Annotated in this window: 23 protein-coding genes; 11 read left to right on the forward strand and 12 right to left on the reverse strand. The window is 72.0% G+C overall.

Annotation, left to right across the window (positions count from 1 at the left end; genetic code table 11):
• Nucleotides 1–11: 11 nt before the first annotated feature.
• From CP982_RS28580 to mce, 5 genes are all read right to left on the reverse strand, one after another.
• Nucleotides 12–782 (reverse strand): ABC transporter permease, encoded by a 771-nt coding sequence (locus tag CP982_RS28580; RefSeq protein ID WP_150513093.1) that lies wholly within the window; start codon nt 780–782, stop codon nt 12–14.
• A 6-nt stretch (nt 783–788) separates the two neighbouring features.
• Nucleotides 789–1,787: an ABC transporter ATP-binding protein gene (locus tag CP982_RS28585; RefSeq protein ID WP_150513094.1), complete on the reverse strand. Its 999-nt coding sequence runs from the start codon at nt 1,785–1,787 to the stop codon at nt 789–791.
• A 139-nt stretch (nt 1,788–1,926) separates the two neighbouring features.
• A complete protein-coding gene (locus CP982_RS28590) occupies nt 1,927–2,862 on the reverse strand; it encodes a coiled-coil domain-containing protein (RefSeq protein WP_144320964.1) in 936 nt (311 codons plus the stop codon).
• Nucleotides 2,863–3,045: 183 nt separating this feature from the next.
• Complete coding sequence (gene scy, locus CP982_RS28595) at nt 3,046–7,095, reverse strand: polarized growth protein Scy (RefSeq protein WP_150513095.1); 4,050 nt, start codon at nt 7,093–7,095, stop codon at nt 3,046–3,048.
• A gap of 209 nt (nt 7,096–7,304) precedes the next feature.
• Complete coding sequence (mce, locus tag CP982_RS28600) at nt 7,305–7,745, reverse strand: methylmalonyl-CoA epimerase (RefSeq protein WP_138961855.1); 441 nt, start codon at nt 7,743–7,745, stop codon at nt 7,305–7,307.
• Nucleotides 7,746–7,893: 148 nt separating this feature from the next.
• Here mce and CP982_RS28605 point away from each other — a divergent pair, with 148 nt between their 5' ends.
• The gene (locus CP982_RS28605; RefSeq protein ID WP_150513096.1) at nt 7,894–9,096 is read left to right on the forward strand and encodes an acetyl-CoA C-acetyltransferase; all 1,203 of its coding nucleotides are present in this window, start codon (nt 7,894–7,896) and stop codon (nt 9,094–9,096) included.
• A gap of 108 nt (nt 9,097–9,204) precedes the next feature.
• Nucleotides 9,205–10,161, forward strand: a complete 957-nt coding sequence (meaB, locus tag CP982_RS28610; protein WP_150513097.1) for a methylmalonyl Co-A mutase-associated GTPase MeaB — start codon at nt 9,205–9,207, stop codon at nt 10,159–10,161.
• Nucleotides 10,162–10,353: 192 nt separating this feature from the next.
• Here the strand turns inward: meaB and CP982_RS28615 are convergent, their stop codons facing one another.
• Complete coding sequence (locus CP982_RS28615) at nt 10,354–11,076, reverse strand: PepSY domain-containing protein (protein ID WP_150513098.1); 723 nt, start codon at nt 11,074–11,076, stop codon at nt 10,354–10,356.
• 140 nt (nt 11,077–11,216) lie between these two features.
• On the opposite strand from CP982_RS28615, the gene CP982_RS28620 reads away from it, so the two are divergent.
• The gene (locus tag CP982_RS28620) at nt 11,217–11,909 is read left to right on the forward strand and encodes a response regulator transcription factor (RefSeq protein WP_150513099.1); all 693 of its coding nucleotides are present in this window, start codon (nt 11,217–11,219) and stop codon (nt 11,907–11,909) included.
• Nucleotides 11,906–13,513 carry a sensor histidine kinase gene (locus CP982_RS28625; RefSeq protein ID WP_150513100.1) on the forward strand — a complete coding sequence of 536 codons (1,608 nt, stop codon included), beginning with the start codon at nt 11,906–11,908 and terminating at the stop codon, nt 13,511–13,513. Before CP982_RS28620 ends, CP982_RS28625 begins: the two co-directional genes overlap by 4 nt.
• A 56-nt stretch (nt 13,514–13,569) precedes the next feature.
• Here CP982_RS28625 and CP982_RS28630 read toward each other — a convergent pair whose 3' ends face one another.
• The 4 genes from CP982_RS28630 to CP982_RS28645 all read right to left on the reverse strand — a co-directional run bounded on the left by CP982_RS28630 (nt 13,570) and on the right by CP982_RS28645 (nt 16,279).
• A complete protein-coding gene (locus CP982_RS28630) occupies nt 13,570–14,046 on the reverse strand; it encodes a MarR family winged helix-turn-helix transcriptional regulator (protein WP_150513101.1) in 477 nt (158 codons plus the stop codon).
• Between the two features lie 118 nt (nt 14,047–14,164).
• The gene (locus tag CP982_RS28635) at nt 14,165–14,992 is read right to left on the reverse strand and encodes an AIM24 family protein (RefSeq protein ID WP_150513102.1); all 828 of its coding nucleotides are present in this window, start codon (nt 14,990–14,992) and stop codon (nt 14,165–14,167) included.
• Nucleotides 14,989–15,639 carry an AIM24 family protein gene (locus CP982_RS28640; RefSeq protein WP_150513103.1) on the reverse strand — a complete coding sequence of 217 codons (651 nt, stop codon included), beginning with the start codon at nt 15,637–15,639 and terminating at the stop codon, nt 14,989–14,991. The genes CP982_RS28635 and CP982_RS28640 overlap by 4 nt, the downstream gene beginning before the upstream one ends.
• Nucleotide 15,640: 1 nt before the next feature.
• Entirely contained in the window at nt 15,641–16,279 is a 639-nt protein-coding gene (locus tag CP982_RS28645) for an AIM24 family protein (protein ID WP_150513104.1), read from the reverse strand.
• 146 nt (nt 16,280–16,425) lie between these two features.
• On the opposite strand from CP982_RS28645, the gene CP982_RS28650 reads away from it, so the two are divergent.
• From CP982_RS28650 to glxA, 7 genes are all read left to right on the forward strand, one after another.
• Nucleotides 16,426–16,770, forward strand: a complete 345-nt coding sequence (locus CP982_RS28650; RefSeq protein ID WP_150513105.1) for a DUF3817 domain-containing protein — start codon at nt 16,426–16,428, stop codon at nt 16,768–16,770.
• Nucleotides 16,767–17,063 (forward strand): MTH1187 family thiamine-binding protein, encoded by a 297-nt coding sequence (locus tag CP982_RS28655; RefSeq protein WP_144320977.1) that lies wholly within the window; start codon nt 16,767–16,769, stop codon nt 17,061–17,063. Before CP982_RS28650 ends, CP982_RS28655 begins: the two co-directional genes overlap by 4 nt.
• A gap of 216 nt (nt 17,064–17,279) precedes the next feature.
• The gene (locus CP982_RS28660; RefSeq protein ID WP_150513106.1) at nt 17,280–18,002 is read left to right on the forward strand and encodes a hypothetical protein; all 723 of its coding nucleotides are present in this window, start codon (nt 17,280–17,282) and stop codon (nt 18,000–18,002) included.
• Nucleotides 17,999–18,679 (forward strand): DUF4166 domain-containing protein, encoded by a 681-nt coding sequence (locus CP982_RS28665; RefSeq protein WP_150513107.1) that lies wholly within the window; start codon nt 17,999–18,001, stop codon nt 18,677–18,679. The genes CP982_RS28660 and CP982_RS28665 overlap by 4 nt, the downstream gene beginning before the upstream one ends.
• Entirely contained in the window at nt 18,676–19,305 is a 630-nt protein-coding gene (locus CP982_RS28670) for a TetR/AcrR family transcriptional regulator (protein ID WP_150513108.1), read from the forward strand. Before CP982_RS28665 ends, CP982_RS28670 begins: the two co-directional genes overlap by 4 nt.
• Before the next feature lie 194 nt (nt 19,306–19,499).
• Nucleotides 19,500–21,275: a glycosyltransferase family 2 protein gene (locus CP982_RS28675; protein WP_150513109.1), complete on the forward strand. Its 1,776-nt coding sequence runs from the start codon at nt 19,500–19,502 to the stop codon at nt 21,273–21,275.
• Between the two features lie 4 nt (nt 21,276–21,279).
• A complete protein-coding gene (gene glxA, locus CP982_RS28680; RefSeq protein WP_150513110.1) occupies nt 21,280–23,259 on the forward strand; it encodes a radical copper oxidase GlxA in 1,980 nt (659 codons plus the stop codon).
• A 65-nt stretch (nt 23,260–23,324) separates the two neighbouring features.
• Here the strand turns inward: glxA and CP982_RS28685 are convergent, their stop codons facing one another.
• The gene (locus CP982_RS28685; RefSeq protein WP_150513111.1) at nt 23,325–24,077 is read right to left on the reverse strand and encodes a 2-phosphosulfolactate phosphatase; all 753 of its coding nucleotides are present in this window, start codon (nt 24,075–24,077) and stop codon (nt 23,325–23,327) included.
• Between the two features lie 53 nt (nt 24,078–24,130).
• Entirely contained in the window at nt 24,131–25,162 is a 1,032-nt protein-coding gene (locus CP982_RS28690; RefSeq protein WP_150513112.1) for a glycoside hydrolase family 6 protein, read from the reverse strand.
• Nucleotides 25,163–25,200: the final 38 nt, after the last annotated feature.

The raw sequence follows: 25,200 nt of genomic DNA on the forward strand, positions 1-25,200 counted from the left end.
CGGCCGGCGGGCTAGGCGTCGCGGCGCTTGAGGAGGACGTAGCCGCCCAGCAGCGCGACAACCGTCCAGGCCACCATGATCCCGAGCCCGCCCCAGGGCCCGTACGGGGCGTCGTCGTCGAAGGGTGACTTGACCTGCATGATCTTGCTGCCGGCCTGGTCGGGCAGGAAGCGGCCGACCTTCTTCGTGGCGGACACGTTGCCGAGGATGCTGGAGATCAGGAAGAAGAACGGCATCAGGATGCCGAGGGACAGCATCGGGCTGCGCAGCATCGCGGCCACGCCCATGGAGAACATCGCGATGAGCATCATGTAGAGCCCGCCGCCGATGACCGCGCGCAGCACCCCGGGGTCACCGATGTGCGCCTTGTGCTCGCCGAGCATCGCCTGCCCGGCGAAGAAGGCGATGAAGCTGGTGGCGATCCCGACGACGAAGGCGAGCAGCGCCGCCACCGCGACCTTGCTGAAGAGGAACGTGGCGCGCTGCGGGACCGCGGCGAGCGAGGTGCGGATCATGCCGGTGCTGTACTCGTTCGAGACGACGAGGACACCGAAGACGATCATGGCGAGCTGGCCGAGGGACATCCCGGCGAAGCTGATGAAGGTCGGGTCGAAGGTGATCTTGTCGTCGCGGCTGAGGCTGTCGTAGTCGTTCTTGGAGAGGGCGCTGATCAGCATGCCGAGCGCGATCGTGACGACGACCGCGAGGCCCAGCGTCCACACGGTCGACGCCACCGAACGGATCTTGGTCCACTCGGACTTCAGTACCTGCGTCGCTGCCATGCGGGGTCACTCTCCCTTCGGGCGCGGCTGCCAGCCCTCGCCCCAGCCGGGGCCGCCGGGCCCGGGAGGCGCGGGGTCGGCGACCGGAGGCCCCTGGTGGTCGGCGTGCGCGTGGTACTCCACCGACTCCGCGGTGAGCTGCATGAAGGCTTCCTCCAACGAGGCCTGCTGGGGGCTGAGTTCATGGAGGACCAGATGGTGCTGCGCGGCCAGCTCGCCCAGCCGCTCGGAGGTCGCGCCGTCCACTTCGAGGGTGCCGTTGCCCGCCTCGACGACGGTGATCCCGGCCTCGTGCACCACGTCGAGCAGGCGTTCGCGCTGCGGCGAGCGCAAACGTACGTACGACCGGGAGTTCTCGCGGATGAAGTCCGACATGGAGGTGTCGGCGAGGAGGCGGCCCTGGCCGATGACGACGAGGTGGTCGGCGGTGAGGGCCATCTCGCTCATCAGGTGCGAGGAGACGAAGACCGTACGGCCCTGCGCGGCGAGCGATTTCATCAGGTTCCGGATCCAGTGGATGCCCTCGGGGTCGAGCCCGTTGACCGGCTCGTCGAACATCAGGATCTCGGGGTCGCCGAGCAGCGCGCCCGCGATGCCGAGGCGCTGTCCCATGCCGAGCGAGAAGCCCTTGGCCTTCTTCCTGGCCACGGCCGTGAGGCCCACGGTGTCCAGGACCTCGTGCACGCGCGAGCGCGGGATGCCGTTGGACTGCGCCAGGCACAGCAGATGGTTGAAGGCGCTGCGGCCGCCGTGCATGGCCTTGGCGTCCAGGAGCGCGCCGATGTACGTCAGCGGGTCCTTGAGCTGCGCGTAGTGCTTGCCGTCGATGCGAACGTCACCCGCTGTGGGGTTGTCGAGGCCCAGCATCATCCGCATCGTCGTGGACTTGCCCGCGCCGTTCGGCCCGAGGAAGCCCGTGACGACGCCCGGTCTGACGGTGAAGGTGAGGTTGTTGACCGCCACCTTCTCGCCGTACCGCTTGGTCAGCCCTTCGAGCTCGATCACGCCGTCACCTCGATCACGCCGCCGCCTCGGTCACGCACGGACCCCGATCATGTCGACACGCTAAAACGGGACGGAGCCCCCTGCCACTCGACGTGGCAGGGGGCTCCATCGCGTTCACCCCGTGATTGGTCGTGCCGCGTCAGCGGCTCTGCTGTGCCGGGACCCCCCGAGAGATCGGCTCGTCCTCCGTGGGCGTACCCGCGGCGGCGACGGCGGCACCGGTGAGCGTCGCGAGCATCTCGCGGACGTTCGTCAGCTGGGCGTTGATGGAGTCGCGGCGGTTGGTGAGCGCCGCCAGCTCGCGCTCGGACTCGCTGCGGATGCGGTCCGCCTTGGCGTTCGCGTCCGCGACGATGTCCTCGGCCTGGCGCTGTGCGGTCTCCACCGTCTGGCGGGCGCGGCGCTCGGCGTCGGTGCGCAGCTTCTCGGCCTCCAGGCGCAGCTGCTCCGCGCGGTGCTCGATCTCCGCGAGGCGCTTCTCGGCCTTGGCCTGACGCGAGGCCAGGTCGCGCTCGGACTGGTCGCGCCGCTTGGCGAGGTTCGTCTCGAAGTCGGCGGCGGCCTGGGCGGCCTTGGCGCGGGTCTCCTCGAAGAGGGCGTCCGCCTCCTCGCGCTTGGACTGCGCGTCCTTCTGCGCCTCGGCACGCAGCGCGTTCGCCTCGCCCTTGGCCTTCTCGACGATGCGGACGCCCTCGTCCTCGGCCTTCGCCTTGCGCTCGGCGGCGAACGACTCGGCGTCGTTACGCACCTGCTGGGCGGCCGACTCGGCCAGCTCGCGGTGCTGTTCGGCCGCGCGCCGGGCCTCCTCGCGCAGGTCCTTCGCCTCTTCCTCGGCGAGGCGCAGGATCTTCTCGACGCGGGCCCCGAGCCCGGCGTACGACGGCTCGGCGTCGGCGACCTGGGCCTGGGCGTTCTGCGTTTCGAGGTGGAGCTCCTCGATGCGCTTTTCCAGAGCAGTGATTCGGGTGAGAGCGGAGTCTCGGTCGGAGACGAGCTTGGAGATACGTTCGTCCACCTGAGCGCGGTCGTACCCACGCCGCACAAGCTCGAAGCCGTAGGGGGAAGTGTCGCTCATGGGGTTCCTGTCGAATGAGACCGGGTGAGGTGATAGAGGGAATCCTAGGGGGCGTTGCGGCGTGTCATCGAGCGTATGCCCGTTTGATCTGGAGAATGACACCCCTTTTGAGTGGCTAACCGGCAGAGGGCTTGCCAGCGACAGAGCCGAAGGTCCCTGCCGAGCACGGAATGCGCCCCATGGCTAGCCCTCTGACTGCTTGCCACCCGAACGTGTAGCCCCCGCCGCGGCCCCTGCCTTGACGCCCGCGTCCTTGCCGCCGCCCTGCGGGGCCTCAAACGATTCCAACGCCTCGAGCACGTCCTGGACACGGGAAATCTCCGCATTGATGTCCTCGCGACGCCGGACGAGGACCTCCAGCTCGCGCTTGCCCTCTTCGACCATCTGCTCGGCCTCGGCCCGCGCCTCGGTGTGGATCCGCTCGCCCTCGCGCACCAGCTCGGCCTTCTTCTGCTCGGCCTCCTTCAGCAGCCCCTCGGCCTTCTTCACGGCCGCGATGCGCACCTTGCTCGCCTCGGAGTTGGCGTCCGACATCAGCTCCTCGGCCTTCGCCTTCGCCTCGGCCAGCTGCTCCTCCGCGGCCTTGACCAGCGCGTCGCAGCGCTCGCCCGCCGACTTCATGGCCTCGGCCGACTCGCGCCTGGCCCGCTCGTGCAGCTCCTCGATCTCGGTCGTGACGCGGCCGCGGTGCTCCTCGGAGCGCTCCCTTATCGCGGTGGCGTCCCGGCGCGCGCCGACGAGCAACTCGTCCGCGTCCGTACGCGACTTCTCCACCAGCGTGTTGCCCTCGACCGTCGCCTCGGCGACGATCCGCTCGGCCTCCTTGCGGGCCGCTCCGACCATCGTGTCCGCCTGCGTCTCGGCGTCCGTCGTCGCCTTGAGCGCCTTCTCCTGGGCGTCCGCGGTCAGCTTCTCGGCCTCGGACGTGGCCTCCGTGATGAGCTTGTCGACCTGCTCCGCGGCTTCCGTACGCCGCTTGTTGGCCTCCTTGCGGGCCTCGTCCAGGGTGCGCTCGGCCTCCTGGCGCGCGTCCGCCCGCAGCCGCTCGGCCTCGGCCAGCGCCTCCTGCTTGACGCGCTCCGACTCCGTGCGGATGCGCTCGGCGTGCTGCTGCGCGGAGCCGACGGTCTCGGCCGCTTCCGCGCGCAGCCGCTCGGCGTCGCCGGTCGCGTCCGAGATCAGCCGCTCGGCCGCGGCGACGGACTCCGCGCGCACGCGCTCGGCCTCGGCCGCCGTCTCCGACGTGAGGCGCTCGGCCGCCGCCACCGACTCGCTCCGGACGCGCTCCGCCTCGGCGGCGGTCTCCGCGGTGAGGAGCTCGGCCGCGGCCACGGACTCCGCGCGCACGCGCTCCGCCTCGGTGGCCGTCTCCGTGGTGAGGCGCTCGGCCGCGGCGACCGCCTCGGCGCGCACGCGCTCCGCCTCGGCCGCGGTCTCCGCGGTGAGGCGCTCGGCCTCGCTGCGGGCCTCGCCGATCAGGGTGTCCGCCTGGTTCGCGGCGTCACCGCGGATGCGGTTGGCGTCCTCGCGGGCGTCGGCGCGGGTGCGGGCGGCGTCCTGGTCGGCCTGCGCGATGGTGTCCGAGGCCTCCGTGCGCACCCGCTGGGCGTGCTCGGACGCGTCCGAACGCATCCGGTCGGACTCGGCGATCGCCTCCGCGACGGTGTGCTCGGCGAGCGCCTTGGCGGCCTCCGCCGCCTCGGTGGACTCGCGCCGCGTACGGCTCGCGTCCTCGCTCGCCCGCTCTCGCTCGGCGTGCGCGTCGGCGCGGACGCGGTCCGCCTCCTCCTGCGCCTCGGTGCGGGTGCGCTCCGCCGCGTGCTCGGCGGCCGAGCGCAGGCCCGTGATCTCCTCCTGGGCCTGCTCGTGCAGACCGGCCACGGAGTCCCGTACGGACTGGGCCTGCTGTTCGGCGGCCGACACCAGCTCCGCGGCGCGCGCCTCGGCCTCCTCGGTGAGGCGGCGCGCCTCGGCGTCGGCGTCCTCCACGCGCTTGCGTGCCGCGGCGAGCAGCTCCTCGCTCTGCTCGCGGGCCCGCTCCCGCTCCTGGTCGGCCTCGGTGCGCGCGGCGCCGAGCGTCTCCTCGGCCTCGCGGCGGCGCCGGGCCGCCTCCTCCTGCGCGGCCGCGAGGGCCTCGGCGGCCTCGGCCGCGACGCGCTCGGCGGCGGCCGCCGCCTCCGCGCGCACCCGGTCCGCGGTCTCCTGCGCCTCCGTCCTGAGGCGCTCCGCCTCCGCGGCGGCATCGGAGCGCAGCCGCACCGCGACCGACTCGCCCTCGGCGCGCGCCTGCGAGGCGTCCGCCGCGGCCTCGTCGCGCAGCCGCTCGGCCTCGGCCTCGGCCTGTGCCTGGAGGGTGCGGATCCGCTCGGCGGACTCCGCGCGCTGCCGCTCGGTCTCCTCGGCGGCCTCGCGCCGCATGCGCTCGGCCTCCGCGCGCGCGTCGCCCAGCGTCCGCTCGGCCGCGGCGAGCTTGTCCTCGGCCTCGGTCCGCAGCCGGGTCAGCTCCGCCTCGACCTCGGCCGTGCGGGCCGCGACGGCGCGCTCGGCCTCCGCGCGCAGCTCCCGCGCGGCCGTCTCCGCCTCGGCCTTGACGGCCTCGGCCTGCTCGTTGACCTCCGTGCGGTGGCGCTCGGCCTCCGCGCGGGTGCGCTCCAGGGTCTCCTCGGCCTGCTGGCGCAGCGACGTGGCGCGCTCGACGGCCTCGGTGCGGACCCGCTCGGCCTCGGTGGCCGCGGACTGACGGGCCTCGCCCGCGTCCGTCTTGGCCTGGGTGAGCAGCTCCTCGGCGGACCGGGCCGCCTCCTCGATCTGCTGGACGGCCTCGCGCCGCGCCTCGCCGCGGATCTTCTCGCCCTCGGCGACGGCCTCGGCCCGCAGCTGCTCGGCCTCGCCGCGCAGCCGCCGCGCCTCCTCCTGGAGCTCGACGGTCTTGGCGCGGTACTCCTTGGTGTCGTCCTTCGCCGCGCCCTTGAGCTGCTCGGCGATGTCGTGCGCCTCGCTGCGCAGCCGGTCCGCCTCGGCCTCGGCCTCGGTGCGGACCCGCTCGGCCTCCTCGGCGGCCGCGCGCGTGGTCGCCTTCGCCTCGTCGGAGGCCTTGGTCAGGACCTCCTCGGCGGTCCGCGCGGCCTTCGCGATCTCGGACGCGGTCTCCTCGGCGGTGATCGAGCGGGCCTTCTCGGCGGCCTGAGCGACCAGCTTCTCGGCCTCGGCGGCGGCGTCCGCGATCTTCTGCTCGGCCTCCGCCTTGGCGGCCTCGGCCTCCTTCGTGGCCTCGCCGACAAGCCGGGCGACCTGCTCCTTGGCCGTACGCGTGCGCTGCTCGCCCGCGGCCTCGGCGGCCGCCAGCTGCTTGGCCGCGGCCTCCTTGGCCCCGGCGACGAGCTTGTCCGCCTCGGCGCGCGCCTCGCGCAGGGCCGCCTCGGCGTCGGCCATGCGCTGCTCGGCGGTCCGGCTCAGCTCGGCGGCCTGGCGGCGCGCCTGGTCGGACTCGGCGGCGGTGGACGAGCGCAGCGCCTCCGCGTGGTCGGCGGCCTCCTGGGCCTGCGTCGACGCGGCGTTCAGCAGGCGCTCGGCGTCGGTGCGGGCGCGGCGGATGAGCGCCTCGGCCTCCGCGCGGGAGCTCTCGGCGTCGGCGGTGAGGCGCTGCCGGGCCGCCTCGGCGAGCCGCTCGGCCTCGGCACGGGCGGCGGCGAGCGCCTGCTCGGCCTCCGCGCGCGACTCGTCGAGCAGGCGCCGGGCCTGCTGCTCGGTGCGGGCGCGCAGCTGCTCGGCCCACGCCACGTTCTCGTTGACGTGCGACTCGACCGTCTGACGGCGTTCGTTCAACTCCTGGTCGAGCTGCTGGCGCCGGGAGACGGCCTCCGTGTGCAGCTCGGCCTGGAGCCGGGCCTGCTGCTCGGCGTGCTCCTGGAGGATGCGCTGCGTCTGGGCGCGGGCCTCGCGCAGCTCGCGCTCGGCGTCGGCGCGCAGCTGCTCGGCCTGGATCTGGGCGTTCCGCAGCAGCTGCTCGGCCTGATAGCCCATGTCCGCGCTGTCGTAGGCAGGGCGGGACGCGAGGTTGCGGCGCGCCTCGTGCAGCTTGGCGCGCAACACCTCGACCTGGTAGCCGAGGTCCTCGGCGTGCTGGACGGCCTTCTCCCGGTCGGTCTTCAGCCGGTCCATCTCGGCTTCGAACCGTGAGAGATGGTCGGCCTCAGCCGGTCGTCGGCTGTCCTGGCTCTCGTAGCCCCGCACTGCGCGGTCCCATCCGTCCCCTGGTCGCAAGTCTTAGACGTACGAGCCTCGCCCTTCCCGCGAACAAGGCCCCCGGGGAATGGTGTCAGATCAACAGCGGAGCTCGGGCTGCTGCCCCGACGCTCGTCCCCCGAAACCCGGACCCCGGCAAGCGACCGCCCAAGGTTCGGACGGCCGCCACTAACCCTACCGGCCCCGATAAGGGGAGGTCAGTGCTCGGGCTGTTCGGCGGGCGCGGACGTGACGAGTTCGGTGAGGACGCCGTGGCAGTCCTTGGGGTGCAGGAAGGTGATGCGCGACCCCATCGAGCCGATGCGCGGCTGCTCGTACAGGACGCGGACGCCCTTGTCGCGGATGGCCTCGGAGTCGCCGTCCACGTCCGCCGTGCCGAAGGCGATGTGGTGCACGCCCTCGCCGTTCTTGGCCAGCCACTTGCCCACGGCCGAGTCCTCGCGGATGGGTTCGAGGAGCTGCAGGTAGGAGGCGCCGCCGTCCGAGGTCTCGTTGATCTTCAGCATGGCCTCGCGCACACCCTGTTCCTCGTTGACCTCGGTGTGGAACACCTCGAAGCCGTACGTCGCGCGATAGAACTCGACGGTCGCGTCGAGGTCCTTGCAGGCGATCCCAATGTGATCAATTCGCGTCAGCATGGTTCAAGTGCAGCGCCTGCGGCCGTGATTACGCAACGTGCGCGCGATCACACCCGCCTCCCGATGACGTGTGCCGTACCGCTCAGTACATTCGGGTAAACCCTCGTTCACATCTCCTCAGCTCGCCAGCTGGAAGGGGCCGTGCCACATGTCTGGAACGACCGGAACCACCTCAGTGATCGTCGCGGGCGCGCGCACGCCCATGGGGCGTCTGCTCGGCTCGCTCAAGTCCTTCTCCGGCTCCGACCTGGGCGGATTCGCGATCAAGGCGGCGCTCGACCGGGCGGGCATCGGCGGCGACCAGGTGCAGTACGTGATCATGGGGCAGGTCCTGCAGGCCGGGGCGGGGCAGATCCCGGCGCGCCAGGCCGCGGTCAAGGCGGGCATCCCCATGAGCGTCCCGGCACTCACCGTGAACAAGGTCTGCCTCTCCGGCCTCGACGCCATCGCGCTCGCGGACCAGCTGATCCGCGCCGGTGAGTTCGACATCGTGGTCGCGGGCGGCCAGGAGTCGATGACCAACGCCCCGCACCTGCTCCCCAAGTCCCGCGAGGGCTACAAGTACGGTGCGATCGAGATGCTCGACGCGATGGCGCACGACGGTCTCACCGACCCCTTCGAGGGCATCGCGATGGGCGAGTCCACCGAGAAGCACAACACCCGCCTCGGCATCGGGCGCGCCCCGCAGGACGAGATCGGCGCCCTGTCGCACCAGCGCGCGGCCGCCGCCCAGAAGAACGGCGTGTTCGACGCCGAGATCACGCCCGTCGAGGTCCCGCAGCGCAAGGGCGACCCGGTGCTCGTCGCCAGGGACGAGGGCATCCGCGCCGAGACGACCGTCGAGACGCTCGGCAAGCTGCGCCCCGCCTTCGGCAGGGACGGCACGATCACGGCGGGCACGGCCTCGCAGATCTCCGACGGCGCCGCGGCCGTCGTCGTCATGAGCAAGGCGAAGGCCGAGGAACTCGGCCTCGCGTGGATCGCGGAGATCGGGGCACACGGCAACGTGGCGGGGCCCGACAACTCCCTCCAGTCCCAGCCGTCCAACGCGATCCTGCACGCCCTCAAGAAGGAGGGGCTCGGCGTCGACGACCTCGACCTCATCGAGATCAACGAGGCGTTCGCGGCCGTCGCGGTCCAGTCAATGAAGGACCTCGGGGTGTCCACAGAAAGGGTGAACGTCAACGGCGGCGCCATTGCCCTGGGTCACCCGATCGGGATGTCCGGCGCGCGGCTCGTCCTGCATCTGGCCCTGGAGCTCAAGCGGCGCGGCGGCGGGGTCGGCGCGGCCGCGCTGTGCGGCGGTGGCGGGCAGGGCGACGCGCTGATCCTGAAGGTCTCCAAGGGCTGAGGCCCGGCCCCTCCGGCCCTCCGGCCCCTTTCGGATTTCTTCGGATTCCTTCGCCCCTCGTCGCATCCTCTTCGTATCTCGGAGACGTACGTACGGAACGGAGCCGCAATGCAAGACGTCCCCTCCCTGGTGGCGCAGGCCCGCGAGGGCAGGCCGCGGGCCGTGGCCCGGCTGATCTCGCTGGTGGAGGGGGCGTCGCCGCAGCTGCGCGAAGTGATGGCGGCCCTCGCGCCGCTGGCCGGGCACGCCTACGTCGTGGGGATCACCGGGTCGCCGGGCGTGGGCAAGTCCACCTCGACGTCGGCCCTCGTCAGCGCGTACCGGCGGGCCGGGAAGCGGGTGGGGGTCCTCGCCGTCGACCCCTCGTCCCCGTTCTCCGGTGGCGCGCTGCTCGGCGACCGCGTCCGCATGTCCGAGCACGCGTCCGACCCCGGCGTCTACATCCGCTCCATGGCGACCCGGGGGCACCTGGGCGGGCTCGCCTGGGCCGCGCCCCAGGCCATCCGCGTGCTCGACGCCGCGGGCTGCGACGTCGTCCTCGTCGAGACCGTCGGCGTCGGCCAGTCCGAGGTCGAGATCGCCTCGCAGGCCGACACCTCCGTGGTCCTCCTCGCGCCCGGGATGGGCGACGGCATCCAGGCCGCGAAGGCCGGGATCCTGGAGATCGGCGACGTGTACGTGGTCAACAAGGCCGACCGGGACGGCGCGGACGCCACCGCGCGCGAGCTCAACCACATGCTGGGCCTCGGCGAGTCCCGCAAGCCCGGCGACTGGCGACCCCCCATCGTCAAGACCGTCGCCGCGCGGGGCGAGGGCATCGACGAGGTCGTCGAGGCCCTGGAGAAGCACCGGGCGTGGATGGAGGAGCGGGGGGTCCTCGCCTCCCGGCGGGTCTCCCGGGCGGCCCGGGAGATCGAGACGATCGCCGTCACGGCGCTCCGGGAGCGGATCTCCGACCTGCACGGGGACGTGCGGCTCGGCGCGCTCGCCGAGCGGATCGTCGCGGGTGAGCTGGACCCGTACGCGGCGGCGGACTCCCTGGTGGAGGGGTTGACCGCGGGCTAGGCCGCCGACGCGAGAGCCCACCCGCCCGCCCCCGCACGGGCAGGGGCGGGGGACTCCGGCGCGGCACCGGGGGGCTGGGCCGCGGCGCGGGAGTCACAGGCGGGCGGGTGGGAGAGGAGCCCGCCGCGGTGGCGGCGGGCGCTGAGGGGATGGTCGGCCGGGGCTGCCGGCCGGGGCGGTCAGCCTTGGCGGTCAGTCGTCCAGGGGGCCGGCGGTGAGCTTGCCGGTGCCGAGGTCCACGGACCAGTGGCTCTCGGCGCCCTTGCCGGACACCGTCTCCACGTCCCAGACGCCCTTGCCCGCGGCCTCGTCCTCAAGGTCGACCGAGGTCACCGTGCCCTTGTCGGCGGCGGTCCTCGCCGCGTCGGCCGCGGAGACCGAGGAGCCCGTCAGCGCGGCCTCGGCCTCGGCCGCGTCCTCGGCGTCCTTCTCGGTGTGGGAGCCGAGCACCTTGCCCGTGCCGGGGTCGACGTGCACGCTGTGCCAGGTGTCGCCGCCCTTGCCCAGGACGTCGACGTCCCAGACCAGGCCGCCGTCGTCGGAGTCGAGGTCGGCGGAGACGGCGGTGCCGTCCACGGACTTGAGCGCGGCGGCGATCGCGTCGGCGGCGCTCACCTTGGCGGCCTTGGCCTCGGCGGCGTCCCGGGCGTCCTCGCCCCGGTCGTCCCTGTCGTCGTCGTAGCGGTCGTCGTACCGGTCGTCGTCATGGCGGTCGTCGTCGTTGTCCCGGTCGTCGCCCCGGACCTCCGCGCCCCGCGTGCCGCCGTCCTTGAGCTGGACGCTCGACTTCTGCGCCGACGACGCCGAGGAGGCCGAGGAGCTCTCACCGTCGCCGCTGAGCGCGAAGGTCGTGGCCGTACCACCGCCGATGAGGGCTGCGGCCGCGACGGTGGCGATGACGATGTTGCGCTTCATGAGGGTTTCCTCCCGAGTGGCTGGCCCCGTTCCGTTCCGGGGCCGTCCGTTCCGATGGGAAACACGCTGCCTGAACGTTCCTGAAGCCCTCCTGAAGACACCTGAAGATTTCTTCAGCTCGGCTCCGGCATCCTGAGGGCATGCGTCTGTTGATCGTCGAGGACGAGAAGCGTCTGGCCCTGTCCCTGGCCAAGGGCCTGACCGCCGAGGGCTACGCCGTCGACGTCGTCCACGACGGCGTCGACGGCCTCCACCGGGCCACGGAAGGAACGTACGACCTGGTCATCCTGGACATCATGCTGCCGGGCATGAACGGCTACCGGGTCTGCTCCACGCTGCGCGCCGCGGGCAACGAGGTACCGATCCTGATGCTGACCGCCAAGGACGGCGAGTACGACGAGGCCGAGGGCCTGGACACGGGGGCGGACGACTACCTCACCAAGCCCTTCAGCTACGTGGTCCTGGTCGCCCGCGTGAAGGCGCTGCTGCGCCGCCGCGCCGCGGCCCCGTCGCCGGTGCACCGGATCGGCGAGCTGAGGATCGACACGGCCGCGCGCCGCGTCTTCCGCGAGGCGGACGGGACGGACGGGACGGATGGCGGGGGCACCGAGATCGCCCTGACCGCGAAGGAGTTCGCGGTCCTGGAGCAACTGGTGCTGCGCGCGGGCCAGGTGGTGTCCAAGGCGGAGATCCTGGAGCACGTCTGGGACTTCGCGTACGAGGGCGACCCGAACATCGTCGAGGTGTACGTGAGCACGCTGCGCCGCAAGCTGGGCGCGCCGCTGATCAAGACGGTCCGCGGCGCCGGATACCGCCTGGAGGCCCCGCGATGAGCCGCCGCTTGAGGCCCTTGGCCTCGGTGCGGGCCCGCGCCACCGTGGCGGCGACGGTCGTCGTGGCCCTGGCCCTGGTCGCCGCGGGCGCCGCCGTGCTGCTCTCGCTCCGGTCCAGCCTCGTCGACCAGGTCGACGGGCAGGCCGATTCCGCCGCCCGGAAGGTGGCGTCCGAGCTGGCCACGGGCCTCTCGTACGAGAAGCTCGACCTGTCCGACGACAATCCCGTCCGGGTCTTGGACGAGGACGGCCGGGTCGTCGCCCACAGCGAGGACCTGGAGCGGCTGTCCGGCAAGCCCGTCAAGGACGTACGCCCCGAGCCGAAGGCCGCCCCCACCAGGACTCCTGAACGCTCCGACGAGCCCGAGGAATCCGACTCCGAATCCGACTCCGACGACGCCGACGACGCCGAGGAAGAGAAGAAGGAAGACAAGGAGGACGCCGCCGAGGACGCCGCGGAGAAGGCGGACGGCTCCGACGACAGCTCCGACGGCGACTCGCTGGAGCCCGGCGAGATCGACAACGACACCAAGATCACCGAGCGCTCCGCGACGGTCGACGGCGACACGGAGGACTACCGCTTCGCCGCCGTCCGCATGAACACGGAGTCGAAGGGTGACGTGACCATCGAGGCGGGCGCCTCGTTGACCGGCGAACGCAACGCCGTCACCACCGCGCTGACCGCGATGCTGATCGGCCTCCCGCTGCTCCTCGCCGTGATCGCGGCCGTGACCTGGCTGGTCACGCGCCGGGCGCTGCGGCCGGTGGACGCGATCCGCGGCGAGATGGCCGCCATCACCGCGTCCGAGGACCTGACGCGGCGGGTGCCCGAGCCGGACACGCACGACGAGATCGCACGCCTGGCCCGCACCACCAACGAGACGCTCGCCGCCCTCCAGACGTCCGTGGAGCGGCAGCGCCGGTTCGTCGCCGACGCCTCGCACGAGCTGCGCAGCCCGATCGCCTCGCTGCGCACCCAGCTCGAAGTGGGCGCAGCACACCCGGAGTTGCTGGATGTGGCGGGCGCCGTCGAGGACACCGTGCGGCTCCAGGAGCTGGCCGCCGACCTGTTGCTGCTCGCCCGGCTCGACGCCGGGGAGAAGCCGGGTCAGGGCCGGGTGGAGCTCGCGGCCCTGACCCGTGAGGAGCTGTCGCAGCGCCCGGCGGACCGCATCCCGGTCACGACGAAGCTGGAGAGCGTCGAAGTGGCCGGATCTCGCGGGCAGTTGACCCGGGTCCTCGGCAATCTGGTGACCAACGCCCAGCGGCACGCCCGGTCGCGCATCACGGTCACCACCCGGGACGACGGGACCTGGGCGGTCCTGGAGGTGGCCGACGACGGGGACGGGGTGCCGCCCGCGGAGCGCGAGCGCATCTTCGAGCGGTTCGTGCGTCTGGATGACGCGCGCAGCCGGGACGAGGGTGGCGCGGGCCTCGGACTCGCCATCGCCCGCGACGTGGCCGGGCGCCACGGCGGCACCCTCACGGTCGACGAGGCCCCTGGCGGGGGCGCCCGGTTCACCCTGACTCTGCCCCGAGCGTCACGGGAGCGCCCCGAAGGGGCGCGGGGAACGGCGCGACCAGCCACGGACGACCAGCACTGAAGGGCACGAGCCCAGCCGATCTCACCCCGGAACCCCGCCGAGGCACAGCGGCAGCGTCACGGCTTGCCGCGCAGACCGCGCAGGTGCTCCGCGATCGGCGTCAGCGCCTTGTGCAGATCGCCGAGCGCCTCCGGTGAGATGAGGTCGACGAAGTGCTGGCGCACGGAGGTCACGTGGTGCGGCGCGACGCGCTGCATCGTCTCCATGCCCTCGTCGGTGAGCACGGTGAAGAGGCCGCGCCGGTCGGACTCGCAGTTCTCACGCCGGACGAGACCCGCGTTCTCCATGCGGGTGATCTGGTGCGACAAGCGGCTCTTGGACTGCAGAGTGGCGGTCGCGAGGTCGCTCATGCGCATGCGCCGGTCTTCGGATTCGGAGAGATGTACGAGGATGTCGTAGTCGTTCATGGTCAGGTTGAACGGCTGGAGATCCTTCTCCAGCTGGTACGTCAGCATCCTGTTGACCTCCACGTGGGTGCGCCAGGCGCACTGTTCCTCGTCGGTCAGCCACTGCGGGGCCGTCTCGGTCTCCATGGAATCGATTCTACCTAAGAAGTTGAATGATGAACGAGTGAAGGGGTGTGAGACGGCTCGCACCCCCCGGGCGACCGAGGGGCACAGGCGTTCGCCGTCACACTCCGCAGACTACCGCTCACAGGCCGAAGCGACGCTGGAGGCTGCCTAGTTGTCCGGGAAGGCGCGGTCCGAGCGGCTGCTGTCCACGTTGGCCATGTTGCCCGCCCTGGCCGGAGGAGCCGTGGCCGCCCGAGCCGCCGCCGGTGCCCGCCGCGCCCGGCACCCCGGCCTGCTGCGGGAGCGCGCCGGTGTCGGCGCCGTCGAGCAGGGACTCAGAGGACTGCAGCAGGACCGTGCCCGCGCCCACGAACTCGAACTGGTGCTCCTCGCCCGACGTGCCACCGATGCCGGTCAGCGCGCGCAGGCCGCCGATCACTCCCGTCATGTACCCGTGGTCGTAGTGGTGGCAGGGGGACGGGCAGTCCGCCCAGCCGACCAGGGCCTGCGGATCCACGCGGATCGGCGGCTCCATGAACACCACGGGACCGCTGGAGACCGCCACGAACTTGCCCGTGCCGATCAGGGTCAGAAAGCCCGGGACGATGGACTGCTTCAGCGAGAGACTTGGCTGAAAAGCGAGGAGGTTCCCCGCGCGGATCGTCAGGTTGCCGTCCTCGAGGTCGTACGAGTTGGCGTCGAAGGCGCGGTCGGCGAGCAGCATCTTGCCCTCGCCCTCGGCCACCACCCAGTCGCTCGCGTGCAGCGGGGAGTGGAAGGAGGTGCGCAGGAGGCGGTCGAGGCGGCCGTGACCGATGCCGTTGAAGTCGATGCGCCCGTAGTAGGCGATCATCTTGCCCTTCTGCAGGAACCACTGGCTTCCGCGCAGCTCCACACAGAAGGTGTACGCGTTGACGTTGTCGTCGCTCGGCAGCGTCGCCGGGTCGAAGATCACGGGTGTGCTCACAGCTTCTCCTCCGATCCCTGGACGTACACCACGCCGTTCCCGCTGAGCTCCAGCTGGAACGCCTCGCCGGAGCCGCGGCCCACCATGTCGCGCCAACCGAGCGCCGTGGACAGTTTGTTGCGTACGTCACCGTGGTGCGCGACATAGGACTGCGGGTCGACGTGGACCGGGCGCTGGGGGGTGATGGGCAGCTCGACGACGCCGCCGTGGGCCATCACGGCGACCGCGCCCTGGCCCTTGAGGGTCGTGGTGAACAGGCCCTGTCCGGAGACCTGGCCGCGCACCATGCCCATCACGCCGCCCTGGGAGCCGAGGAACACGGTGCCCTGCTGGAGGGTGCCGTCGAAGGCGAGCAGGCGGTCCGCCTCCACGTACAGCGTGTCGCCGGTCAGGGTGATCACGTGGATGTGGTGGCCGCCGTGCCCGAACATGACCGTGCCGCTGCCCTCGACGGTCATCAGCGGGACGGCCTCGTCGGCGAGGCGGCGGCCGATCATGGACATCAGGCCGCCCTGGCCGCCGGTGAGGTTCGGGGTGAAGGAGACGTCGCCCTTGTAGGCGAGCATCGCGCCGCGCTGGCTGAACAGCTTCGCGCCCGGCTGCACCGTCGCCTCGACCATCTTCGGAGTGACTTCACGGAACGGCATGTCACACGTCTCCCGCGATCGTTTCGCGCTCGCTGGGCTGGACGTACACCAGGCCCTCGCCCTCGAAGCGGATTTGGAAGGCCTCGCCGCCGCCCTCGCCGAACAGATGGCGGAAGGTGACGCCGGACTGGAAGCTCTGCTTGAGATTGCCCTGGTGCGCCACATAGGCGCCCGGGTCGACATGGAGGGGGTACTGCTTCGTCACGCGCAGGACGACCGCCGGGCCGTCCGAGATGATCGCCGCCTGGCCCGTGCCCTCCACAGTCGTGGTGAAGATGCCGTTGCCCTGGGTGGCGCCGCGCAGGCCCGTGAACGTGGTGCCGGTGCGCAGACTCGCGTCCGTGCACAGGAGATTGCTCGATTCCACGTACAGCTTCTCGCCCTGGAGGCCGACCAGGCTGATCTCCGTGGCGCTGTCGGCGAACCAGCACGTGCCGTGGCCCTTCACCTCCATCACCGTCATCTGCTCGTTGGTCAGACGACGGGTGACCATGCCTCTGATGCCCTCGCCGCCCCCCGTCAACTTCTTGAAGTTCATCGTGCCGTCATAGGCGACCATCGAACCGTTCTTCGCCTTGACCGAGTCGCCTGTCATGTCGACGGCGAGCACTCTGCTGCCTTGCAGTCGGAACGTAGCCACGAGAGCGAAGGTATCCGCAGCGCGGTGCGCGGCGACAGGGTGGCCGACCCTGAACGCACCCCGGTAGATCCCTGATGCCACAATGGGGGGCGCTTGTGCATCCGTTCACAAGATCGACACCGACCCCCGCGCCCCGAAGGTGACCCGTGGACATCAACGCCGCTTCCGCACTCCGCCGCCTCCGTCTGATCTCCATTCCGGAGGCCGTGTCCTTCCTCCTCCTGATCGTCTGCTCGGTGCTCAAGCGGACCACGGAGTTCAACGCCGTACCGGCGATGGGCATGATCCACGGCGTGCTCTTCCTGCTCTACGTGCTGTTCTGGGCCGACGCCTGGAACCGCACCAAGTGGAGTCTGAAGACGGCCGCCCTGTACTTCGTCCTCTCCGTCCTGCCGGCGGGAGGCTTCTTCGCCGACCGCAAGCTCAAGCGTGAGGCCGAGGCCGCGGTCATCGCCTCGCGCGCCCGCCGCGAGGGGGTCGTGAACGCGTGATCGTCGCCTTCTCCGTGACACCGCTCGGCGTCGGTGAGGACGTGGGGGAGTACGTCGCCGACGCCGTCCGCGTGGTGCGCGAGTCCGGCCTGCCGAACCGCACCGACGCGATGTTCACCTCCGTCGAAGGTGAGTGGGACGAGGTGATGGACGTGGTCAAGCGGGCCGTCGCCGCGGTGGAGGCCCGGGCGCCCCGGGTCTCCCTCGTCCTCAAGGCCGATGTCCGCCCCGGTGTGACGGACGGCCTGACCTCCAAGGTCGACACCGTGGAGCGGCACCTGTCCCAGGGCTGACAAGGGCTGACACCGCCCTTCAGCGAAGCCCCCGCCGGGCACCGGCGGGGGCTTTTCTCTGTCCTTTTCGCTGCCTGTCTTGCTGCCCGTTTCGTCGTCCGCAAGGGCACTCCGGAGGAGTTGAGCGAGTGCTCAAATGCCTGCTACGTTTCGACCACCTCAGTTGAGCGACTGCTCAAAGCAGTCGCTCAACCCATGCTGACGTGGGGGTTTTCAGTGAGCCTGTACATCGAAGCGCTGATCCGCGCCGACATCGACGACCTCTGGGCGCGCACCCAGGAGCCCGCCGCGCACCAGCGCTGGGACCTCCGGTTCACGGAGATCGACTATCTGCCCGCCGCGCCGGGCGAACCCCAGCACTTCCGGTACGCCACGCGCGTGCTGCCCTTCCTCACCGTCGCCGGGACCGGCGTCAGCGCGGGCGAGAAGCGCAGGCCCGACGGGACCCGCACCTCGGCGCTCCGGTTCGCCTCGCCGCATCCGCTCTCGCTGCTCGCCGAGGGCAGCGGCTACTGGCGCTACGTGCCCACCGGCGCCGGCGTCCGCTTCCTCACCGGCTACGACTACCGGCCGCGCTGGGGCCGCCCCGGCGCGCTCGCCGACCGGCTCCTCTTCCGCCCGCTCATGGGCTGGGCGACGGCGTGGTCCTTCGACCGGCTCCGGCTCTGGCTGGAGCGGGGCACCACCCCGGAGCGCGCCCTCGCGCAGGCGGCCGCCGAAGCCGGGGCGCGCGGCCTCGCCGTGGCCGTCGCGGGGGTGTGCGGCGGGCCGGTGGCCGCGCTCGGCGCCGCCCTCGTGGCGCTCCTGCTGCCGCCGCTGCCCGGCACGCCCGCCGCGCGGCGCTGTCTGCGCAGGCCGCCGACGCGCGCGCGGGCGCCGCGTGCCCTCGACCGCCTGCCCGCCGCCGCGCCCCTCGACCTCCAGGAGAAGCCCGCATGACCTCGATCTTCCGTACCGTCCTCGGCGCCGATTTCGCGCGGCTGCACCCGCAGCTCCAGCGGCGGTTCTCCGTCGGGCTCGACAGCGGCGAGGCCTGCGTCGGGTACGGCGTGATGCAGCGGATCTGGCACGGGCGCGGTTTCGTGAAGCCGTTCCTCGCGGTCGGCGCCACCCGGCACATCCTCGTCCCGCGCACCGGCCGGAACGTCCCGTTCACCATTGAGAACGTGCCGTACGCCGACACCTTCGGCCGTGAGACGGTGAGCTTCGTGCGCACCTTCCACTTCCCCGGCCGTGACCGGCGCTTCGACGCCCAGATGATCCTCGCCCCCGAGGGCGACCGCGTGCTCGACTACCTCGGCACGCACCAGCACCTCGCCAGCGACCTGCACTTCGCGGCCGAGCCGGACGGCTCGCTCGTCATCCGCTCCGGAGAGCACCGGTTCCGGGAGGGCCCGGTGGACGTACGGGTGCCGGACGTCATCGGCGGCGACGCCGAGGTGCGCGAGTCGTACGACGACGCCGCCGGGTGCTTCCGCATCCGGGTCCGGGTCGCCAACCGGTACGCGGGGCCGCTGTTCGGCTACGAGGGCACGTTCCGGGCGGCGTACCGGGACGTGCGGGAGTGCGGCGTGCGGCCGGGGCTGAGGCCCGTGCGCGAGGAGGTGCGCGCGTGAGCGCGGAGACCCGCGAGAAGCTCCTCGAAGGGGCGCTCCGCACGCTCACCGAGCAAGGCATCGCCAAGACGTCCGCGCGCAGCGTGGCGGCCGCCGCCGGGGTGAACCAGGCGCTCGTCTTCTACCACTTCGGGTCGGTCGACGAGCTGCTCTCTGAGGCCTGCCGGTACGGCACCGAGCAGCGGGTCGCCCGCTACCGGGACGCCCTCGCCGCGGTCTCCACGCTCGGCGAGCTCCTGGAGTTCGGACGGCGGATGCACGAGGAGGAGCGGGCGGCGGGGTCGGTGGCCGTGCTCGGGCAACTGCTCGCCGGGGCGCAGACCCAGCCGCGGCTCGCGGCGGCGACGGCGGCGGGGCTCTCGCTGTGGGTCGAGGAGGTCGAGAAGGTCCTCGTACGGGTCCTGGGGGCGTCGCCGCTCGGGGGGTTCGTGGACGCGGTGGGGCTCGCGCGGGCGGTGGCGGCGTCGTTCGTGGGGATCGAGCTGTACGAGGGTGTGGATGCGGAGGGGGCCGGGCGGGCGCTTGATGCCCTGGAGGACCTCGGGGCGCTGGTTGCCGCCCTGGACGACCTGGGGCCCGTGGCCCAACGGGCGGTCCGCCATCGCTTGCGGCGTGCCGCGCGCTGACGTGGGGCCTCGTTAACGGTTGCTCGGCGCTGTGGGCTGTGCCCACCCGTCCCGCCCTGCGGGACGATTGCCCACAGCAAGGAGGAGCGGAGGAGTAGCAAACACCACCCGGCCAGCCGCGCCCGGTTCGACACGCCGCTTGATGTCCCGTTTTGTTTGGTTATCGGCACGATTGATGACCAGAGGAGGGCGCTGTGCGGCCGGAGGGCTACGACTACGACACCCACAGCCGGCTGGCCGGTCCGCTGACGGAGCCCGAGGAGGGCCGCGACGGTTACCGGGTCCAGTACAGGTCGCTCCTCGCCCATGAGCCCCGCCGAATACGCGCCGTCCTGCTGATGACGCTCGCCCCGCTGCTCACCGGCGCCCTGCTGGTGTACCTCGTCTGGCCCACGCACTGGACCGAGCGCGAGGGCGGCGACCGCTGGCTGGTCGGCCTCGATGTGACGATGCTCGTCGCGATCGGGCTCATCGAGCTGTTCATGCTGGTCAACGTCGTGTCGATCGCGCACGCGACGATGGTGGCCCGCGACCCCGTGCCCGTCGTGCCCGAGCCGGGCACCCGCGTCGCGTTCCTGACGACGTACGTCCCGGGCAAGGAGCCGCTCCCCATGGTCCGCGCCACGCTCGAAGGCGCCGTGCGGATACACCACACAGGGCCGCTCGACGTGTGGCTGCTCGACGAGGGCGACGACGACGGGGCGAAGGCCCTGTGCGCGGAGCTCGGCGTGCGGCACTTCACCCGCAGCGGCGTCCCGGAGTGGAACCGCAAGAAGGGCCCGCACAAGACCCGCACCAAGCACGGGAACTACAACGCCTGGCTCGCGATGCACGGCGACGACTACGACTTCTTCGCCTCCGTCGACACCGACCACGTCCCGCTGCCGAACTTCCTGGAGCGGATGATGGGCTTCTTCCGGGACCCGGACGTCGCGTTCGTCGTCGGCCCGCAGGTGTACGGGAACTACACCTCGCCCGTCACCAAGGCCGCCGAGTCGCAGCAGTTCCTCTTCCACGCGCTGATCCAGCGGGCCGGGAACCGCTACCGGGCGCCCATGTTCGTCGGCACCAACAACGTGGTGCGGATCGCCGCCCTGCGGCAGGTCGGCGGCCTCCACGACTCCATCACCGAGGACATGGCCACCGGCTTCGAGCTGCACCGGCACCGCAACCCCGCGACCCGGCGGCACTGGCGGTCCGTGTACACCCCGGACGTGCTCGCCGTCGGCGAGGGCCCGGCGTCCTGGACGGACTTCTTCACCCAGCAGATGCGCTGGTCGCGCGGCACCTACGAGACGCTGTTCAAGCAGTACTGGAAGGCGCCCTTCACGATGCCGCCCGGGCGCCTGTTCTCGTACACCCTGATGCTCGTCTACTACCCGATGACGGCCGTCAACTGGCTGCTCGGCATCCTCAGTTGCGTCCTGTTCCTGTGGTTCGGGGCGTCGGGCACGCAGGTCGCCGCCTCCGTGTGGCTCATGCTCTACAGCGACGCCGCGGCCCTCCAGATCGGCCTCTACCTCTGGAACCGGCGGCACAACGTCTCGCCGCACGAACCCGAGGGCTCGGGCGGCCTCGCGGGCATGGCGATGTCCGCGCTCTCCGCGCCCATCTACGCCAAGTCGCTCGGCGCCGCCGTGCTGCGCCGCCCGAGCCGCTTCGTCGTCACGCCCAAGGGCTGCGGCGCCACGTCCGACCGGCTCCTCACCTTCCGCGTCCATCTGTTCTGGGCGGCGGTGCTCGCCAGTTCGCTCGTCGCCTCGTTCGTCCTCGGCCACACGCACGTGGCGATGCGCACCTGGGCCGTGCTCGCCATGGTCATCTCGCTCGCGCCGGTGACGGTGTGGGGCGTCACCGTGCTCAGGGAGCGCCGGACCCGCAAGGCGGCGCGGCAGCGGCACGCGGAGCGCGGCACCGACGGTGAGCCGGAGCCCGCCTTCGCCACCGGCACGACCACTGGAGGTAACTGACGCCATGGCCCTGCGGCTCTCGAAGCTCTCCAAGCGCACCAAGAAGATCGCGTTCGGCGCCGGCGCCGGCGCGCTGCTCATCGGCCTCAACGCCCCCGCCGCGGTCTCCTTCGCCGAGGAGAAGTACCACGCGTACAAGATCGCCCAGCCCGGCTACAAGAAGAAGTACGGCTCCTGGAAACAGCTCGGCATTCCCGAGGAGTTCCGCACCAACGCCATTCACGCGGCGCTCCTGCACACCGGCAAGGTGCTGATCGTCGCGGGTTCGGGGAACGAGCAGAAGAAATTCGACGCCGGGTCCTTCGACACGATCCTGTGGGACCCGAAGAAGAACACCTTCAAGAAGGTGCCGACGCCCGTGGACTTCTTCTGCGCCGGGCACGCCCAGCTCCCCGACGGGCGGCTGCTCGTCGCCGGGGGCACCGCCCGCTACGAGCTGCTCGACGGCGAGGTCGAGCGCGCGGGCGGCGGCATGCGCGTGAAGAACGAGAACCCGGACAAGCCCGTCGTACTGAAGAAGGGCACGAAGTTCCGCTCGCCGTCCGGCGTCGAGTACGTCAGCAAGTTCGACGTCGAAGTCCCCAAGGCCAAGCGGGACTTCCAGATCACGTACTCCAAGTCCGGGGTGATGCAGCCCTGGAAGACGAAGGTCACCGCGAGCGAGGCCCGCGTCTTCGTGGAGGCCGTGCAGGACGGCAGGCAGTCCGTCACCGAGAAGTCCGCGCAGTACGAGATCGAGGGCCTCACCGGCAAGGCGGCCGACAACACGTACGGCATCGCCGAGAAGCTCACCATGGACAAGCAGGACTTCCAGGGCATCAAGGCGGCCTACGAGTTCGATCCCGTGGCCGAGCGGTACGTGGCCGTGGAGCCGATGGAGAAGGCGCGCTGGTACCCGACGCTCGTGGGGCTCGACGACGGCCGGGTGCTCGCGGTGTCCGGGCTCGACGACGTCGGCGTCGTCGACCCCGGCGACAACGAGATCTACGACCCGAAGACCAAGAAGTGGACCGACGGGCCGAAGCGCTACTTCCCGACGTACCCGGCGCTGTTCCTCACCAAGGGCGGCAAGCTCTTCTACCCCGCGTCCAACGCCGGGTACGGGCCCGCGGGCAAGGGGCGCAAGCCGGGCCTGTGGGACCTGGAGACCAACAAGTTCACGAAGGTGCCGGGCCTTGAGGACCTCGACCAGACCGAGACCTCCGCGTCCGTGCTCCTGCCGCCCGCGCAGGACCAGAAGGTGATGATCCTCGGCGGGGGCGGCGTCGGCGAGTCGGACAAGGCCACGCGCCGCACGGCCGTGATCGACCTGAAGGAGGCCAACCCGTCCTTCAGGACCGGGCCGCGGCTGCCCCAGGGCACCCGCTATCTGAACAGCGTGATCATGCCGGACGACTCGGTGTTCACCACCAACGGCTCGTCCGACTACCGCGGCCGCAGCGGCAGCAACATCCTCAAGGCGCAGTTCTACGACCCCAAGGCCGACGCCGGGCGCGGCGCCTTCCGCACCGCGGCCGAGCCCACGGTGGGCCGCAACTACCACTCCGAGGCGCTGCTGCTCCCCGACGGGCGCGTGGCGACCTTCGGCTCCGACCCGCTCTTCGACAACGAGCAGAACACCAAGCTCGGCCACTTCGAGCAGCGCATGGAGATCTTCACCCCGCCCACGCTGCACAAGGCGGGCAAGGACCGCCCCGCCCTCGGAGCGGGCCCCGAGGCCCTGCCGGCCGACGGCCGCGCGACGTTCCGCACCGCGCACCCCGAGAAGATCGTCTCGGCCCGTCTGATGCGCCCGAGCGCGGTCACGCACACCACGGACGTCGAGCAGCGCTCCATCGCGCTCGGCCTGACGAAGGGACAGGGCGCGGTGACCGTGGAGGTGCCGCGCGGCGACGCGGCGCTCGTGCCGCCCGGCTGGTACATGCTGTTCGTGACGGACGCGGACGGGGCCTCGTCCGAGGCCAAGTGGGTGCACGTCAAGTAGCGCGGGCCCGGCGGGAGTCCACCCGGCACCGGGTTCACGCGGTGCCGGGTTCACGCGGCGTCAGGTCACGCCGGTACGAACGCCCCGTGCCGCAGGACCGGGACCTGGCTGCTGGCGTCCAGCTCGGTGGCGACGGCCACGTCCTCGGCGAAGCCGTCGCCCGCCAGCTCCCGGCCGGACGCGCTGTCCGCGACGGCCGCCCCTATGTCGACGGCCGCGGCGAACGCGGACGCGGCAGCGGCGGCCTCCGGCGAGAGAGCGGTCCCACCGTGTTCGCGCAGGGCCGCGATCACGGCGCCCGCGCCGAGCAGGTCCTCGACGGCGGGCCGCAGACTGCCGTCGGGCCACCGCTCGCCCGCCGCGATCACCCCGACGGGGCGCTCGGGGGTGCCGTGGCCCCGCCCGGCGAGCCACCGGCCGACGGCGGAGCCGTTGCGCAGGGACCCGGCGGCGACGTCCACGCCTCCCGCGGCGGCCGCGATCGCCGACCCGTTGGGCGAGGGCAGCACCAGGCGCCGGGTGAACGGGGCGCGTCTGAGCGCCGCGGGGGACAGCGACCACGGGGTGGCCGGGGTGACCGCGCGCCGCCCCACCGCCAGGTCGGCGTCCAGCTGCCGGGCGAAGGCCGTGGCGCTCTCGTCCCGCCACCCGTAGGGGAAGACCCGGGCACCGGACTCCACCGCGACCGACACCGACGTGGTGAAGGACAGCACGTCGACGACCACCAGGAAGGACACGGCCGGTGCCAGCTGCTTCGCCCCGGCCGGGCCCCACTCGAACCGAACGCCGTAGCCCGCTTGCGAGAAGTCTTCGCGCATGTGCCCCGAGGCTGCCAGCCCCGGTCCGCTTTGGCCAGCGTGATCAGCGGCGGCTAGGCCTTGGCGTTGCGGACGAGCCCGAGCGCGTAGTCCGGCCACCACTGCCCGGCCGCGGGGCCGCCCCGGCACGGGCCGTCCGAGTCGCCGGGCCGCTTGATCCACAGATAGGCGTCGAGGAGCGGGTCGCCGGTCCTGTCGGTGGGCGGGGTGCCCAGGCCGCGGCCCGGCGGGTTGCACCAGGCGTCCTGGCGGTCGCCCGCGAGCGGGCCCCGGCCGTTGCGGCTGGTGTCCATGACGAAGTGCTTGCCGCCGATGGCCGCGGACAGCGTGCGGCCGTACGCCTTGGTGGTCTCGTCGCTCTGGAAGTTGGAGACGTTGAGCGAGAAGCCGTCGGCCGCGTCGACGCTCGCCCGCCGCAGCGGCTCGGTCAGCTTGCGGGCGTCGGTGATCCAGCCGGGGTTGCCCGCGTCCAGATAGACCTTGACGCGTGGCTGCCGCTTGAGCCGCTGGATCGCCTCGGAGAGCAGTTGGTAGCGCTGCTCGTGGTACTGGGCGGGAGTGCAGCCGTCCACGATGTGCGGGATCGCGTCCGGCTCCAGGATCACCAGGGCCGGGCTGTCCCCGATGGCGGCCGCGAAGGAGCCGAGCCACTGCCGGTAGTACCCGGCGTCGGGCGCGCCGCCCGCGGAGTGCTGGCCGCAGTCGCGGTGCGGGATGTTGTACGCCACGAGCACGGCCGTGCGGCCCTCCCGGGCGGCGCCCGCGGTGGCCTCGCGGATGTCGGGGGCCGGGTCGTCGCCCGCGGGCCACTCGGCCATCGGCTGCTCGGCGATCCGCTTGAGCGCCTCGGCGTCCTGGGTGCGGCCCTCCTCCTCCCACTGGCGCACCTGCCGGGCCGCCGCGCTCTGCGGGTCCACCCAGAAGGAGTGCGGCGCCGCCTTCGCGGCCTTCGAGGGGGCGGTTTCCCGCTCCTTCGTGCCGGACCCGCCGGAGTCGCCGGAGCCCGGCCCGGACGAGCACCCCGCCGCGAGCGCGAAGGCGGCGACGGCGGTGAGTGCCGTGAACGTACGGAGCAGCCGGTGCATCCAGCCCCCTAGGGCGACGGTGACGTGACGTACGGGTG

Source organism: Streptomyces spectabilis (genome assembly GCF_008704795.1).
Taxonomy (GTDB): domain Bacteria; phylum Actinomycetota; class Actinomycetes; order Streptomycetales; family Streptomycetaceae; genus Streptomyces; species Streptomyces spectabilis.

Bases quoted from the DNA above. Each gene is read 5' to 3' on its own strand.
- CP982_RS28580 (WP_150513093.1), bottom strand. From the start codon at position 782: ATGGCAGCGACGCAGGTACTGAAGTCCGAGTGGACCAAGATCCGTTCG.
- CP982_RS28590 (WP_144320964.1), bottom strand. From the start codon at position 2,862: ATGAGCGACACTTCCCCCTACGGCTTCGAGCTTGTGCGGCGTGGGTAC.
- mce (WP_138961855.1), bottom strand. From the start codon at position 7,745: ATGCTGACGCGAATTGATCACATTGGGATCGCCTGCAAGGACCTCGAC.
- CP982_RS28605 (WP_150513096.1), top strand. From the start codon at position 7,894: ATGTCTGGAACGACCGGAACCACCTCAGTGATCGTCGCGGGCGCGCGC.
- meaB (WP_150513097.1), top strand. From the start codon at position 9,205: ATGCAAGACGTCCCCTCCCTGGTGGCGCAGGCCCGCGAGGGCAGGCCG.
- CP982_RS28615 (WP_150513098.1), bottom strand. From the start codon at position 11,076: ATGAAGCGCAACATCGTCATCGCCACCGTCGCGGCCGCAGCCCTCATC.
- CP982_RS28620 (WP_150513099.1), top strand. From the start codon at position 11,217: ATGCGTCTGTTGATCGTCGAGGACGAGAAGCGTCTGGCCCTGTCCCTG.
- CP982_RS28625 (WP_150513100.1), top strand. From the start codon at position 11,906: ATGAGCCGCCGCTTGAGGCCCTTGGCCTCGGTGCGGGCCCGCGCCACC.
- CP982_RS28630 (WP_150513101.1), bottom strand. From the start codon at position 14,046: ATGGAGACCGAGACGGCCCCGCAGTGGCTGACCGACGAGGAACAGTGC.
- CP982_RS28640 (WP_150513103.1), bottom strand. From the start codon at position 15,639: ATGCCGTTCCGTGAAGTCACTCCGAAGATGGTCGAGGCGACGGTGCAG.
- CP982_RS28665 (WP_150513107.1), top strand. From the start codon at position 17,999: ATGACCTCGATCTTCCGTACCGTCCTCGGCGCCGATTTCGCGCGGCTG.
- glxA (WP_150513110.1), top strand. From the start codon at position 21,280: ATGGCCCTGCGGCTCTCGAAGCTCTCCAAGCGCACCAAGAAGATCGCG.
- CP982_RS28685 (WP_150513111.1), bottom strand. From the start codon at position 24,077: ATGCGCGAAGACTTCTCGCAAGCGGGCTACGGCGTTCGGTTCGAGTGG.
- CP982_RS28690 (WP_150513112.1), bottom strand. From the start codon at position 25,162: ATGCACCGGCTGCTCCGTACGTTCACGGCACTCACCGCCGTCGCCGCC.